Genomic DNA, 14,226 nt, shown 5'->3' on the forward strand with positions numbered 1-14,226 from the left:
TCCCCGCCATCACCCCCCTCCCGCCTCCTATATCCCACTATTAACTAACCATCAATCGATGCATTAGACAGTTACTACATCTAGCGCCCCCGCCGCCCCAATCCTATCTATCCCCAATGCCTGAGCACCTCTACCAGATCCTCGGCCGCCACCGCGCCGAGCCGCTGCCGGAACGCAAGCCGTCCTGGCTCAAGGTCAAGGCCCCAGGGGGAGGCAACTACCTGCGCCTCAAGCAGCTGATGCGGGAGCTCGACCTCCATACGGTCTGCGAGGAAGCCCACTGCCCCAACGTGGGAGAGTGCTGGGAGCACGGCACCGCCACCTTTATGATCCTCGGCGACGTCTGCACTCGCAACTGCGCGTACTGCGCCGTCGCGCACGGCCGGCCGCCCAAGTTCGACCCCTCGGAGCCGTCGCGCGTGGCCGAGGCGGCGAAGGCGATGAACCTGCAGCACCTGGTCATCACCTCGGTGGACCGCGACGACCTGCCCGACTTCGGCGCTTGGGCCTTCGCCGAGACCATCCGCCAGGTGCACGAGGCCGTGCCCGGATGCTCCGTCGAGGTGTTGGTGCCTGACTTCCAGGGCGTCGAGGACTCCATCCGGACGGTGCTCGAGGCGCGGCCGGAGATCTACAACCACAACACCGAGACCGTCCCGCGCCTCTACAAGAAGGCGCGCCCCGGCGGCCGCTACCAGCGCGTGCTCGAGATTTTCCGGATGAGCAAGCGCATCGCCCCCGACATCCCGACCAAAACCGGCATCATCCTCGGGATGGGCGAGACCAACGAGGAAGTCCTCGAGACGATGCGCGAGCTGCGCACCGTGGACGTCGACATCCTCACGCTGGGCCAGTACCTCAAGCCCTCCGACGCCCACATCGCCCTCGACCGCTACGTCACGCCGGAAGAGTTCGCGATGTTCCGCACCGCGGGCAAGGAAATGGGCTTCAAGCACGTGGAGTCCGGGCCGCTGGTGCGGTCGAGCTACCACGCGTGGGAGCAGGTGCAAGCAGCGGGCGTGTGAACGGCACGACGGAAGACTGAAGACGGAAGGGACCTGCCAACGGCAGCGACCGACCGGCGACCAGTGGACCGTCCCTCACACTCCTTCCGTCTTCAGTCTTCCGTCCACAATCCCCTATGCCCCCCAAGAAGAAGAGCGACGCGTCGCTCAACGCCCCGCCGGAGCTGCTGAAAGAGCTGCTGCACAGTATGCTCCTCCAGCGCCGCTTCGAAGAGAAGGTCGGCGAGGCCTATGCGCTCGGGAAGATCGGCGGCTTCTGCCACCTCTACATCGGCCAGGAAGCCGTCTCCACCGGCATCATCTCGATGCTGCGCCCGGATGACTACGTCATCACCACCTACCGCGATCACGGGCAGGCGCTGGCGCGCGGGATGACGCCACGCGCGGTGATGGCCGAGCTCTTCGGCCGCATCGACGGCTGCTCGCGCGGCAAGGGCGGCTCGATGCACCTCTTCGACCGCAACGTGAACTTCCTCGGCGGTCACGGGATCGTCGGCGGACACGTGCCGCTCGCCGCTGGCGTCGGCTTCGCGATCAAGTACCGCGGCGGCGACCAGGTCATCATCTGCTATATGGGCGAATCGGTGGTCAACACCGGCGCCTTCCACGAGGCGCTCAATATGGCCGCGCTGTGGAAGCTGCCCTGCATCTTCGTCATCGAGAACAACAAGTACGGGATGGGCACGGCCGTCGAACGGGCCGCCGCCGTCAAGGACCTCTCGACCCGCGCCGCGTCCTACGACGGGATGTACGCCGAGCACGTGGACGGCCAGGACGTGATGGCCGTGCGCGAGGCCACCGCCCGCGCCCTCACGCACGCGCGCAAGGAAGGCAAGCCCGTGCTCCTCGAGGTGCGCACCTACCGCTATATGGGCCACTCGATGTCCGATGCCGTCTCCGGCACCTACCGCACCAAGGCCGAACTCGACGAATACCTCAAGCGCGACCCCATCACCCTGCTCAAGACCCGGATGATTGACGAAGGCATCATCAGCGACGACGACTTCGCGGCGATGGAGCAGGAGATCAAGGTCACGGTGCAGGATTCGTGGGACTTCGCCGACGCCTCGCCGGAACCGCCGCTCGAATCGCTGTATGAAGACGTCCTCGTGACCACGGAGAGCTGACCGATGGCCGTGATCACGTATCGTGAGGCGCTCAACCAGGCCCTCCGCGAAGAGATGGCCCGTGACGACCGCGTCTTCCTGATGGGAGAGGAAGTCGCCCAGTACAACGGTGCCTACAAGGTCTCCAAGGGCCTGCTCGACGAGTTCGGCGAGATGCGCGTCGTCGACACACCGATCACCGAGCTCGGCTTCGCCGGCGTCGGCGTCGGCGCGGCGATGGTCGGCCTGCGTCCGATCATCGAGTTTATGACCTGGAACTTCGCGATCCTCGCGCTCGACCAGGTCGTGAATGCCGCCGCCAAGATGCTGTATATGTCGGGCGGCCAGTATCCCGTGCCGATCGTCTTCCGCGGTCCCAACGGCGCCGCGCTGCAGCTCTCGGCGCAGCACTCGCAGGCCTTCGAGAGCTGGCTCGCCCACATCCCCGGCGTGAAGGTCGTGACCCCGGGCACGCCCTACGACGCCAAGGGCCTGCTCAAGGCCGCCATCCGCGACGACAACCCAGTCGTCGTGCTCGAAGGCGAGATGCTGTACAACACCAAGGGCGAAGTCCCCGACGAGGACTACATCGTCCCCATCGGCAAGGCCGACCACAAGCGCGAGGGCGACGACTGTTCCATCATCACCAGCGGCAAGATGGTGCTGGTGGCGATGAAGGCCGCCGACGAGCTCGCCAAGGAGGGCATCAAGGTGGACGTCGTGGACCTGCGCACCGTCCGCCCGATGGACGTCGAGGCCATCGCGACCTCCGTGCGTAAGACCAATCGCGCCGTCGTCCTCGAGGAAGGCTGGGAGCTCGCCGGCATCGGCGCCCAGGTCGTGGACTACATCCAGCGCGACTGCTTCGATGACCTCGACGCGCCCGTCGTGCGCGTGCACCAGGAAGACGTTCCGATGCCCTACGCCAAGGGCCTTGAGAAGGCTGCCAAGCCCGATCTCGCCAAGACCATCGCAGCCGTGAAGAAGGTGATGTATGTCGACTAAGGTCTTTATGGAGGCCCTCTCGCCCACGATGGAAGAGGGGCGGCTGGTGAAGTGGCTCAAGGCCGAGGGCGATGCCGTGAAGAGCGGCGACGTGCTCGCCGAGGTCGAGACCGACAAGGCCGTGATGGAGCTCGTCGCCCGCGGCGACGGCATCCTGCGCAAGCAACTGATCACGGAGGGCACGACTGCCGCCGTGAGCTCGCTCGTCGGCATCATCGCAGACAAGGATGAGGATATCTCTGGTCTGCTCGGGGGCGCGTCCACGGAAGCCTCGGCAGCCAAGCCCTCAGAAACTGCTTCACCACAGAGAACACAGAGTGCACAGAGCACTGCGCCGTCCCCTGTGCCCTCTGTGGTGAACGCCGTTCCCGCCGACGGCAGGGTAACCGCGAGCCCCCTCGCGCGCCGCATCGCCGGCGACGCGGGCCTCGACATCCGTACGATCCAGGGCTCCGGCCCCGGCGGGCGCATCATCAAGCGCGACATTGAAGCCGCACTGCGGACGGAGGACGGAGGACGGAAGCCGCAAGCGACCGCAGCATCCGTCATCCGTCATCCGTCGAGCGGTGAGACGTTCAGAGACGAGCCCCTCACCCAGATCCGCAAGACGATTGCGAAGCGCCTCGGCGAGTCCATCGGGCCGATCCCGACGTTCTACCTCACCGCCGAGTTCGACCTCAGTCGCGCGGCCGAGCTGCGTTCGGCGGCGGCCGAGCTCGGGGACGCGTTCAAGGTCAGCTTCAACGACATCATCCTGAAGGCCGTCGCCACCGCGCTCACGCAGCACCCGGAAGTGAACGCGCACTGGCTCGGCGACAAGATCCGCTACTTCAATACCGTGCACCTCGGGATGGCCGTGGCCACCGACGACGGGCTCATCGTCCCGGTGATCTTCGACGCGCAGACCAAGGGGATGGCGCAGATCAGCGCCGAGGCCAAGGTGCTCGCCAAGAAGGCCCGCGAGCGCAAGCTCAAGCCCGATGAGTTCACAGGCTCGACCTTCTCGGTCTCGAACCTCGGGATGATGCAGATCGATCAGTTCACGGCGATCATCAATCCGCCCGAGGCCGCGATCCTCGCCATCGGCGCCATCGAGGACAAGGTCGTCATCGGGGCCGACGGCGGCTTCGAGGTCAAGAAGAAGCTCCGCGTCACGATGAGCTGCGACCACCGCATTATCGACGGCGCGGTGGGAGCACGGTTCCTCCAGACGCTGCGTAGGCTGATCGAGAATCCGCTGTTGCTCGTGATGTGAGTTCTGGACGGATGACGGATGACGGATGCTCGGGCATCCGCAACGGCATCCAGTCCCACGCTCCGAACAAGCTTCCGTCATCCGTCATCCGTCCGGTATACACACATGGCTCAGTTTGATTTGCTCGTCCTCGGCGGCGGCCCCGCCGGCTACGTCGCCGCCCTCCGCGGCGCCCAGCTCGGCCTCAACGTCGGCGTCGTCGAGCGCGAAGGCCTCGGCGGCACCTGCGTGCTCTGGGGCTGCATCCCGGCCAAGGCGCTGCTCGAAGCCGCGTCCATCGCGCAGAAGGTCGCAAAGGGCAAGGAGTTCGGCGTCACCGCCGAGAAAGTCACGCTCGACTATGGCGTCGCGATGAAGCGCTCGCGCCAGGTCTCGGCGCAGAACTCCAAGGGCGTCGAGTTCCTGTTCAAGCGCAGCAAGATCACCTGGCTCAAGGGCACCGGCACGCTCGGCGCCAACAAGTCGGTGAAGGTCACCGGCGCTGACGGCAAGTCCGAGACGCACACCGCGACGAAGGGCGTGGTCATCGCGACGGGCTCGCGCGTGAAGGGCCTGCCGCAGATCGGTCTCGAGCTGGACAAGACGCTCATCCTCTCGTCCGACGAGGCGCTGACACTTGACCACGCACCCAAGACGATGGCCGTCATCGGCGCCGGCGCGGTGGGCTGCGAGTTCGCCGACGTGTTCAACGCCTTCGGCTCCAAGGTCACGCTGCTCGAGGTGATGCCGCGCATCCTGCCCGTCGAGGACGAGGACTGCTCGGCCGAGCTCGCGAAGGCCTTCAAGAAGCGCGGCATCGAGGTCATCACGGGCGCCAAGCTCGGCACCGTGAAGAAGGGCAAGAAGGACGTGACCATCCCCGTCGAGGCCGGCGGCGAGAAGAAGGAGATGACCTTCGACGTGGTGCTCGTGGCCGCCGGCCGCGCGCCGAACATCGAGAACATCGGCCTGAAGGAAGCCGGCGTGCAGACCACCGAGCGCGGCTTCATCAAGATCAACGACAGGTTCGAGACCACGGCCAAGGGCGTGTACGCGATCGGCGACGTCGCCGGCCCGCCGATGCTGGCCCACAAGGGCTCGCGCGAAGGCCACGTCGTCGCGGACATCATCGCCGGACACAAGCACCACCCGGTGAACTACGGCAACATCCCGAACGCCACCTACTGCCACCCCGAGGTCGCCAGCATCGGACTCACCGAGGCGCAAGTCAAGGAGAAGGGCATCAAGTACAAGATCGGCAAGTTCCCCTTCTCGGCGAACGGCCGCGCCCGTACCAGCGGCGAGACCGAGGGCTTCGTGAAGGTGATCCGCGACGAGAAGCACGGCGAGATCCTCGGCGCGCATATCTGTGGGGCGCACGCCACCGAGCTCATCCACGAGATCGCCGTGGCCCGCGAGAACGAGTACACCGTGGAGGAGATCGACCTCGCCATCCACGCGCACCCGACGCTCAGCGAAGCCATCGCCGAGGCGGTGCTCGACTCGATGGGCAAGATGCTGCACGCGTAAGCGCGCCGCATTCGACTCGTGAAGGATTTCCTGGTGTACGACCTCGGCCTCCGCAGCTATGCGGAGGCCTTGTCGTTCCAGCGCGAGGTGGCCGCCAAGCGGATCAGCAAGGAGATCCCGCAGGACGTGCTCCTGCTCGTCGAGCACCCGCCCGTGGTGACGCTCGGGCGCAGCACCAAGCAGGAGAACCTGCTGTTCACGCCCGAGCTGCTCACGGCGCGGGGCGTGGAGCTGTTCGAGGTGGAGCGCGGCGGCGACGTCACCTTCCACGGGCCGGGCCAGCTCGTCGGGTATCCAATCGTGGACCTTAACGAGCACAAGCTCGACCTGCACTGGTACCTGCGGCAGGTCGAGGAAGTGTTGATTCGCGCCGTGGCACCGTTCGGCATCGTCGCCGAACGCGTCGAGAAGAAGACCGGCATCTGGACGCAACCGCTGCGTGACGCATCCGGCGCGGAGCTGCGCGCGGCACGCAAGCTCGCCAGCATCGGCGTACACGCGCGGCAGTGGGTGACCTGGCACGGCTTCGCGCTCAACGTCACGACCGACCTGAGCTACTTCGACCTGATGGTGCCCTGCGGACTGCCCGGCGTGGATATGACGTCGGTCGAGCGTGAGCTGCTCGAGCGCAGCGAGCGCGGGCTTTGCCGCGCGCCATCGCCCGCGCTGGGCGACGAGGTACGGCAATCCACTATCCGCGCTTTTGGCGAGGTGTTTGCGCGCACGGCACAGCTCGTCGAATCGCTCGACCGAGGCTGAGTCAAGCGCGCGCGATCAGACCACGCGGACCGGACCCCCGTACCGCTCCAGCAGCTTGTCCCCAGTCAACAACGTCACGCCTTCCACCAAGGCCTGGGCAAGCAGCATCCGGTCGAACGGATCCTTGTGGAGCATCGGCAGTTCCAACACCCGCGCCGCGTGGGCCCCTGTGACCGGTAACTCCGCATAGCCGTTGTCGACGAGGGCGCGCCGGAGCACGCCGGGCTCTGCACGGAAGTCATCGCGCCCAAGCGAGCACTTGATGGCGATTTCCCAGATGCTGGCCGCGCTGAACATCAGCTCGTGTTCCGGTGCCGCGATGAGGGCCCGCGCCGCCCGCGTGAGGCGCCGCGGCTGCCCGGCGCTCCAAAGCAGTAGCTGCGTGTCGAGCAGGAACTTCATCCCTGCGCCCCAAACAGCGACGCGATATCCGCCTCGCCCATCCGGTCGAAGTCCTCCGGCACGCTAATGCTTCCCTCGAGGAACCCGAGACGCGTCGGTGCGGCAGGCGCGCCAAGCGCGGCAACCTTGACCAGCGGCTTGCCTGCCTTGGCAATGACGAAGGGTTCACCCCGCACCGCCGCCTCGATGAGCCGCGACAGGTGCGTCTTTGCCTCGTGAATATTGATGATCAACATATTCCCTCCTTGACTAGATAAACTAAGTCCTTTAAACTAACTAATGTTTCCCCGCCGATGCAAGCACTCCGTTTCGAGGACCGTCGCCCGGCTCCGCTTCGGGATATATTCAGGGTCCGATGAGCAGCGACCCACGGCCCTACCCGCCCCGCGAACGCCGCGCCGAGCCGCAGCGTAGCGTCGACTTCGCCGCGGAGCTGAACGTCGCCCAGCATCAGGCCGCCACGCACGCCGACGGCCCGCTGCTCATCGTCGCGGGTGCGGGAACAGGCAAGACGCGAACGCTGGTGTATCGCGTCGCACATCTCATCGAGCGCGGCGTCCCGCCGTCGCGGATCCTGCTGCTCACCTTCACCCGCCGCGCCGCACAGGAGATGCTCGCGCGCGCCGAGAAGCTGGTCGGGCACGCCAGCCGCAGCGTGCACGGCGGAACCTTCCACGGCACGGCGCATCGCCTCCTGCGGCGCTTCGGCCCCGAGGGCGGCCTGCCCGGCGACTTCACGATCCTCGACCAGTCCGACGCCGAGGACCTGATGGGACTCTCGCGCACGGCGCTGGGCCTGGGCGACAAGACGAAGCGCTTCCCGAAGAAGGAGACGCTGCACCACGTCTACTCGCGCCACATCAACACCGATATCCCGGTCGGCGCCATCCTGCGCGAGGAGTATCCGCGCTTCGTCGAGTTCGAAGACGAGTTCGCCCGAGTGTTCGCGGATTACACGCAGCGCAAGCAGCAGCGCGACCTCGTCGACTACGATGACCTGCTGCTCTACTGGGCGCTGCTGCTCGAGAACGCACCCGCCGTCGCCGACAAGGTCGCCGGTCTCTACGACCACATCCTGGTGGACGAGTACCAGGACACCAACGTCCTGCAGTCGCGCATCCTCAAGGGAATGTGCCGCCTGCACCGCAACATCACGGTCGTCGGCGACGACGCGCAGAGCATCTATGCCTTCCGCGGCGCGACGATCCGCAACATCCTCGACTTCCCGCGCGAGTATCACGGCGCGAGCACGGTCACGCTCGAGGAGAACTACCGCAGCACGCAGCCCATCCTCGATGCGACCAACCTGCTGATCAGCCGAGCCGAGGAGCGATTCAGCAAGGAGCTGTACACCAAGCGCAGCGGCGGCGAGAAGCCCTGGCTGGTCACCGCGCAGGACGAGCAGCAGCAGACGCGCTTCGTCGTCGACCGCCTCCTCGAGCTGCACGAGCAGGGCATCCCGCTGCGCGAGATGGCGGTGCTGTTCCGCGCCGGATATATGAGCGCCGACCTCGAGATCGAGCTCACGGCGCGCAACATCCCGTTCGACAAGTGGGGCGGCCTCAAGTTCCTCGAGGCCGCGCACGTGAAGGACGTGCTGGCCTTCCTGCGCGTGCTCGAGAATCCGCGCGACGAGGTCAGTTGGTACCGCCTCTTGCTGCTGATGCCGGGCATCGGCGAGGTCACGGCGCGCAACGCGGTGCAGTCGATGGCCGAGCTCGCGTGGAGCCACGAGTCCTTCGGCCGCTTCACGCCGCCGCCACGCGCCCGGGAGGCCCACGCGGCGCTCGTGCGCCTGCTCGCCGACCTCCGCGCCGGCTCCGACGACGAGGACGGTCGCGTCGGGCGGGAGATCGTCCGCGTGCGCGCCCTTTACGACGACATCCTGCGCGAGCGATACGACCGCGTCGAGCCGCGGCTGTCCGACCTCGACCAACTGCAGACCATCGCCGGCGGCTACCCCGACCGCGGCAGCTTCCTCAGCGCCCTCGCCCTCGAACCGCCCAGTGCCACCAGCGACCTCGGCTTCGGTGCCGACGCCGAGGACGACACGCTGATCCTCTCTACCGCCCACAGCGCCAAGGGCCGCGAGTGGGATGCGGTGTTCGTCATCTGGGCCGTGGACGGCTGGTTCCCGATGGCCCGCGCGCTCGGCAGCGACGACGAGATCGAGGAAGAGCGCCGCTTGATGTATGTGGCGATGACCCGCGCGCGGAATCATCTCGCCGTGAGCTATCCGCTCAACGTGTACGACACGCGGCGCGGCGCCGATTACTCGCTGGACCAGGTGAGTCGCTTCATCGATCGTGGCGTGCGGAAGGCGTTCCAACGCGTGACCCTGCAGGCGACCGTCGAGCCGGCGCCCAGCACCGACGCGTCAGTGGCGCCCGAAGTCGACCTGCGCGCGCTGCTGCGCGGACGTTTCGGCGGCGACGCCAGCTAGCCGCACGCCGCTGTATAGGCGAGGGTGAGCCGGCTCAGTCGAATCTTGCACGATGCGCGGCAATCAGCGCGTCAATCGTTCGGCGGAGGTCACGCCCCTGCGCCTGCCAATCTGTCTCGAATGCCTCGAGGTCCGACAAGTACACGCGGCGCGCCAACAACGCCGCGTTGTCGAGCGGCACACGCTCCGCATACCGCGGCGCGATCGTCATCCACAGCGGCGCCAGCGAGTCCACCAGCGTGCGGCGCGCCGCTGCGTACGTCGAGTCGCGCAGCGCAATACGACGCGCGCGCAGCGCGTCCCCGGGATGTGCACGGAACGCCGAGTCCAGGCCGCGATACAGTTGCCCCCAGAATGCCGCCAAGAGACGGTCGTCCGCCCAGCGCGCGACGGCCCTGCGGGCATTGAGCGTATCCCCGCGCGCCCGGAAGAATGCCTCCGCGCCCCGTGCGCCGACGAAGTTCGCAAAGCTCTCGTTGAACGTCGCCTCGCCCGAGGCGAAGTAGCGATTGTGCGTGAGCTCGTGGATTACCGTGTTCACGAGATTCACCGAGTCCTGCGCCAGCGTGGTCGAGAGCAACGGATCGTTGAACCAGCCCAGCGTCGAGAACGCCGAGGCCGGCCGCAGGTAGGTGTCGAACCCGCGCGCGCGGAGTGCCGCCTCGGCCGCGAGCGCATCGGCAGGCCGGAAGAACCCCTTGTACGGCAGCCGTCCCACCAGCGGAAAGCGCCACAGCACTGGCTCCAGCCAGTCCGCCCGCGCCCCCGAGAGCAGCAGCACCAGCGTGTCCGACCGCAGTTGCGTGAAGCGCGTGAACGTCTCCCCCGCCGGCAGCCCCAGCGAGTCCACCGCAAACGCCCGCGCCTCCAGCACCAACTGTAGCTTCGCCCGTGTCGCGCCGTCCACGGCGGAGTCCGCGACCATCGCCTCGATCCGCCGCCGCGCCAACAGGATGCGCGCCTCCTCATAACCCGCGCGCAGCAGGTATCGCCCCAGCGGCGTGACCACAAGCAACAGGAGCCCGAACGCCGTCAGCGCCCCGAGCCCCCGCAAACCCCATCGCAGCACATCACGCCAGCGCGTAATTCGCATTGCGTAGAACGGTAGAATATAGCGGTTACCCTCGTCCCCTCTCCCAACCATCTCCCCTCTCCCGTCTCCCCGCCGTCACCCCCCTCTCCCTCTCCCTTCTCCCACCAAGCGAGACCACAAAGCCTTAGATTCCCCGTCAATGAGCTTCGTCCACCTCCACACGCACTCCGAGTACAGCCTCCTCGACGGAGCGAACCGGATTGACGACCTGATCGCCCGGGCCCAGGAGTTCGAACAACCCGCCCTCGCCATCACCGACCACGGCAACCTCCACGCCGCCTGGGACTTCCAGGAAAAGGCCCGCAAGGCCAAGGTCAAGCCGATCATCGGGATGGAGGCCTACGTCGCCCGTGGCGACCGCCGCGACCGCTCCCGCGCCGCCGCCGGCGAGAAGAACTACTACCACCTCGTCCTCCTCGCCCGCGACCTCGAAGGCTACCGCAATCTCGTCAAGCTCTCCTCGCTGGGCTACACCGAGGGCTTCTACGGCAAGCCGCGCGTGGACCGCGAGCTGCTTGCCCGGCACAACTCCGGCCTCATCGTCTCCTCGGCCTGTATGGCCGGCGAAGTCGCCCAGCACCTCCTCGAAGACCGTTACGACGACGCCAAGGCCGTCGCCGCTTGGTACGCCGAGGTCTTCAAGGACCGCTACCACCTCGAGGTGCAGGCCCACGAGGCCGGCGAGCAGCAGAAGCTCAACAAGCTGATCTTCAAGCTGGCCGAGGAGATGAATCTCCCCGTCGTCGCGACGAACGACGCGCACTTCCTGAAGGCCGACGACCACGACGCGCACGACGTGCTGCTCTGCATCGGCCTCAAGAAGGACCGCCTCGACGCCGATCGGATGCGCTACGACCGCGGCCTCTACTTCAAGAGCGCGCCGGAGATCGCCGCGCACTTCAAGGGCCGCCCGGACGTCCTCGAGAACACGCTCAAGGTCGCCGACGCCGTCGACATCGTCTTCGACAAGAAGTACTACGTGCCCTCGTTCCCGCTGCCCGCCGGCGTCAGCAGCGAGAACGAATTCCTGGTGAAGCTGGCCACCGACGGCGCCAAGCAACGCTACGGCGACCCGCTCCCGAAGGACGTGCAGGAGCGCCTCGACTACGAACTCGGGGTCATCACCAAGACCGGCTACGCGGGCTACTTCCTCATCACCGCGGATTTCATCCAGGCCGCACGCGACCGTGGCATCCCCGTCGGGCCCGGCCGCGGCTCGGCCGCCGGATCGCTCGTCGCCTACGCGACCGGCATCACCAACGTCTGCCCGCTCAAGTTCGACCTGCTCTTCGAGCGCTTCCTGAACCCAGAACGCGTCTCGATGCCCGACATCGACGTGGACTTCTGCGAAGAGCGCCGCGGCGAGGTCATCGAGTACGTCCGCGACAAGTACGGGCGCGATTCCGTCGGCCAGATCATCACCTTCGGGACGCTGAAGTCCCGCGCCTGCATCAAGGACGTGGGTCGCGTTCTCGGATTCTCCCCCGCGGAGACAGACGCCATCGCCAAGCTGATTCCCAATCAGCCCAACTTCTCGCTCACGGTGGCCGAGGCCATCGAGAAGGTCCCGGAGGTCCGCAAGCTCTACGAGCAGGATGAGCGGCACGCACAGCTCTTCGACTTCGCCATCTCGCTCGAAGGCCTCTCGCGCCACGCCGGCGTGCACGCCGCCGGCATCGTCATCGCGCCGGGCCCGCTCGAGGAGTACGTCCCCGTCTGCACGCAGGAGTCCAAGGGCTCCGGCTCGGGCAACGAGGAACGCGTCGTCGTCACGCAGTACGATATGGTCGCGCTCGAGAAGGCCGGGATGCTCAAGATGGACTTCCTCGGCCTGACGACGCTGACCATCCTCACCGACGCGGTGAAGGCGATCAAGGACCGCCGCGGCGTGGCGATCGACCTCGACGCCCTCCCGCTGGACGACGAGGCCACCTACCGCCAGCTGCGCGCCGGGCGCACCGCCGGCGTGTTCCAGTTCGAGTCGCCGCTGGCCACCGAGATGGTGCGCGGGATGCGCGCCGACCGCTTCGACGACCTCGTCGCCTCCAACGCGTTGATGCGCCCCGGCCCGCTCGACGCCGGGATGCACAAGGTCTATCAGCGCCGCAAGAAGGGCGAGGAGCCGGTGTCCTTCCAGCTCCCCGAGCTCGAGGAGATCCTCGCGCCCACCTACGGCGTCATCACCTACCAAGAACAGGTGATGCGCATCGCGCAGCGCCTGGCCGGCATCTCGCTCGCCGAAGCCGACGTGCTGCGCAAGGCGGTGGGCAAGAAGGACGTGGCGCTGATCCAGGCCGAGCTCGGCAAGTTCACCACCAAGGCCGTCGCCAACGGCTTCCCGCCGAAGGTCATCGACGACATCGCCGCGCAGATCGAGACCTTCGGCCGCTACGGCTTCAACAAGTCGCACTCGGTCGCCTACTCGATCCTCTCGTACCACACCGCCTACCTCAAGACGCACTACGCGCCGGAGTTTATGGCGGCGGTGCTCTCGGCCAGCATCGGCGACACCGACGCCGTCGTGAAGTACATCAACGAGGCCCGCGACCTCGGCCTGGAGATCCTCGCACCCGACGTCAACGAGTCGGGCTGGAAGTTCACCGTCGTCGGCGACACGCGCATTCGCTTCGGCCTCGGCGCCATCCGTAACGTGGGCCACTCGGCCGCCGAGAGCATCATCGCGGCGCGCAATGAGAAGCCGTTCGCGTCGCTGTACGACCTCTGCGAGCGCGTGGACCTGCGCGTCTGCAACAAGCGCGTCTTCGAGGCGTTGATCCACGCCGGTGCGCTCGACAACCTGCCCGGCCACCGCGCCCAGTTCCTCGCGGCCCTCGACGGCGCGATGCAGCACGCCTCGCTCGCCCAGGCGGAGATCGCGACGGGGCAGGGCTCGCTCTTCGGTGAGCTCGGCGGCGACCCCAGCGAGTCACCCAGCGCGTCGATCGTCCCCACGCTGCCGAACGTCAAGGAGTTCAGCGAGAGCGAGCGGCTGACGCAGGAGAAGGCCATCCTCGGCTTCTATATCTCCGGCCACCCGCTGGAACCGTTCCGCGCCGAGTGCGAGCTGCTGGCGACGCACACGGTGAACCAACTGGGGACCTGGAGCCCGGAGCCGATGGCCCTCGCCGGCGTCATCACGGCGGTGAAGCGGCAGATCTCCAAGAAGTCCGGCAACGAGTTCGCGCGGCTCACGGTCGAGGACTTCTCCGGCTCGGCCGAGCTGCTGGTGTTCCCGGAGGCCTGGGCGGCGCTGTCCGACCGGGTGCTCACCGACGTGCCCGTTCTCATCAAGGGCGCCTACGGGCGCCGGGACCAAGGGGCCGACAACCCGACCTTCATCGTCGAGGGACTCACCCGGCTCGCCGAACTCCGTGCCACGGGCCAGTTTACGGTCTCCTTGGAACTGGATCCCGACGCCGGCCTTCCCGTCGACGTGATGCGGGACGTCCGGGCCGTCGCCGAGGCCCATCCCGGTTCGGCCCCCTTGGAGCTACGTTGGAAGGGTCCTGATGGGAGCCCGGCCCGCCTGAGGTCGCGCTCCCTGAAGCTGTCTACCGCCGGCCCGGCCCTGCTGGAGCTCCGCTCCCTCCTGGGTCCCGAGCGGGTGCGCCTCGTGCGCGGGAGCTGAC

At 67.0% G+C, this 14,226-nt stretch carries 11 protein-coding genes; 8 read left to right on the forward strand and 3 right to left on the reverse strand.

Annotated features, from left to right (window positions below; all coding sequences use genetic code 11):
* Nucleotides 1–116: 116 nt before the first annotated feature.
* The 6 genes from lipA to lipB all read left to right on the forward strand — a co-directional run bounded on the left by lipA (nucleotide 117) and on the right by lipB (nucleotide 6,659).
* Complete coding sequence (gene lipA / locus KF689_10780) at nucleotides 117–1,025, forward strand: lipoyl synthase (GenBank protein ID MBX3133855.1); 909 nt, start codon at nucleotides 117–119, stop codon at nucleotides 1,023–1,025.
* A 116-nt stretch (nucleotides 1,026–1,141) separates the two neighbouring features.
* Complete coding sequence (pdhA, locus tag KF689_10785; protein MBX3133856.1) at nucleotides 1,142–2,152, forward strand: pyruvate dehydrogenase (acetyl-transferring) E1 component subunit alpha; 1,011 nt, start codon at nucleotides 1,142–1,144, stop codon at nucleotides 2,150–2,152.
* A gap of 3 nt (nucleotides 2,153–2,155) precedes the next feature.
* Nucleotides 2,156–3,136: a pyruvate dehydrogenase complex E1 component subunit beta gene (locus KF689_10790; GenBank protein MBX3133857.1), complete on the forward strand. Its 981-nt coding sequence runs from the start codon at nucleotides 2,156–2,158 to the stop codon at nucleotides 3,134–3,136.
* Nucleotides 3,126–4,391: a pyruvate dehydrogenase complex dihydrolipoamide acetyltransferase gene (locus tag KF689_10795; protein ID MBX3133858.1), complete on the forward strand. Its 1,266-nt coding sequence runs from the start codon at nucleotides 3,126–3,128 to the stop codon at nucleotides 4,389–4,391. The genes KF689_10790 and KF689_10795 overlap by 11 nt, the downstream gene beginning before the upstream one ends.
* 105 nt (nucleotides 4,392–4,496) lie before the next feature.
* Nucleotides 4,497–5,900, forward strand: a complete 1,404-nt coding sequence (gene lpdA, locus KF689_10800) for a dihydrolipoyl dehydrogenase (GenBank protein MBX3133859.1) — start codon at nucleotides 4,497–4,499, stop codon at nucleotides 5,898–5,900.
* 18 nt (nucleotides 5,901–5,918) lie between these two features.
* Nucleotides 5,919–6,659: a lipoyl(octanoyl) transferase LipB gene (gene lipB / locus KF689_10805; protein ID MBX3133860.1), complete on the forward strand. Its 741-nt coding sequence runs from the start codon at nucleotides 5,919–5,921 to the stop codon at nucleotides 6,657–6,659.
* 15 nt (nucleotides 6,660–6,674) lie between these two features.
* On the opposite strand, the gene KF689_10810 is transcribed toward lipB, so the two are convergent.
* Nucleotides 6,675–7,061, reverse strand: a complete 387-nt coding sequence (locus tag KF689_10810) for a type II toxin-antitoxin system VapC family toxin (protein ID MBX3133861.1) — start codon at nucleotides 7,059–7,061, stop codon at nucleotides 6,675–6,677.
* Nucleotides 7,058–7,297, reverse strand: a complete 240-nt coding sequence (locus KF689_10815) for a type II toxin-antitoxin system prevent-host-death family antitoxin (protein ID MBX3133862.1) — start codon at nucleotides 7,295–7,297, stop codon at nucleotides 7,058–7,060. The genes KF689_10810 and KF689_10815 overlap by 4 nt, the downstream gene beginning before the upstream one ends.
* Nucleotides 7,298–7,416: 119 nt before the next feature.
* Between KF689_10815 and KF689_10820 the strand changes: the two genes are divergently transcribed.
* Entirely contained in the window at nucleotides 7,417–9,504 is a 2,088-nt protein-coding gene (locus KF689_10820) for an ATP-dependent helicase (protein MBX3133863.1), read from the forward strand.
* A 34-nt stretch (nucleotides 9,505–9,538) separates the two neighbouring features.
* Here KF689_10820 and KF689_10825 read toward each other — a convergent pair whose 3' ends face one another.
* On the reverse strand, nucleotides 9,539–10,597 hold the full coding sequence (locus tag KF689_10825) for an aminopeptidase (protein ID MBX3133864.1): 1,059 nt from the start codon (nucleotides 10,595–10,597) through the stop codon (nucleotides 9,539–9,541).
* Between the two features lie 139 nt (nucleotides 10,598–10,736).
* Here KF689_10825 and dnaE point away from each other — a divergent pair, with 139 nt between their 5' ends.
* Nucleotides 10,737–14,225 carry a DNA polymerase III subunit alpha gene (gene dnaE / locus KF689_10830; protein MBX3133865.1) on the forward strand — a complete coding sequence of 1,163 codons (3,489 nt, stop codon included), beginning with the start codon at nucleotides 10,737–10,739 and terminating at the stop codon, nucleotides 14,223–14,225.
* Nucleotide 14,226 lies beyond the last annotated feature (1 nt).

Source organism: Gemmatimonadaceae bacterium, assembly GCA_019637355.1.
In the GTDB taxonomy this organism is placed as follows: Bacteria; Gemmatimonadota; Gemmatimonadetes; order Gemmatimonadales; family Gemmatimonadaceae; genus Pseudogemmatithrix.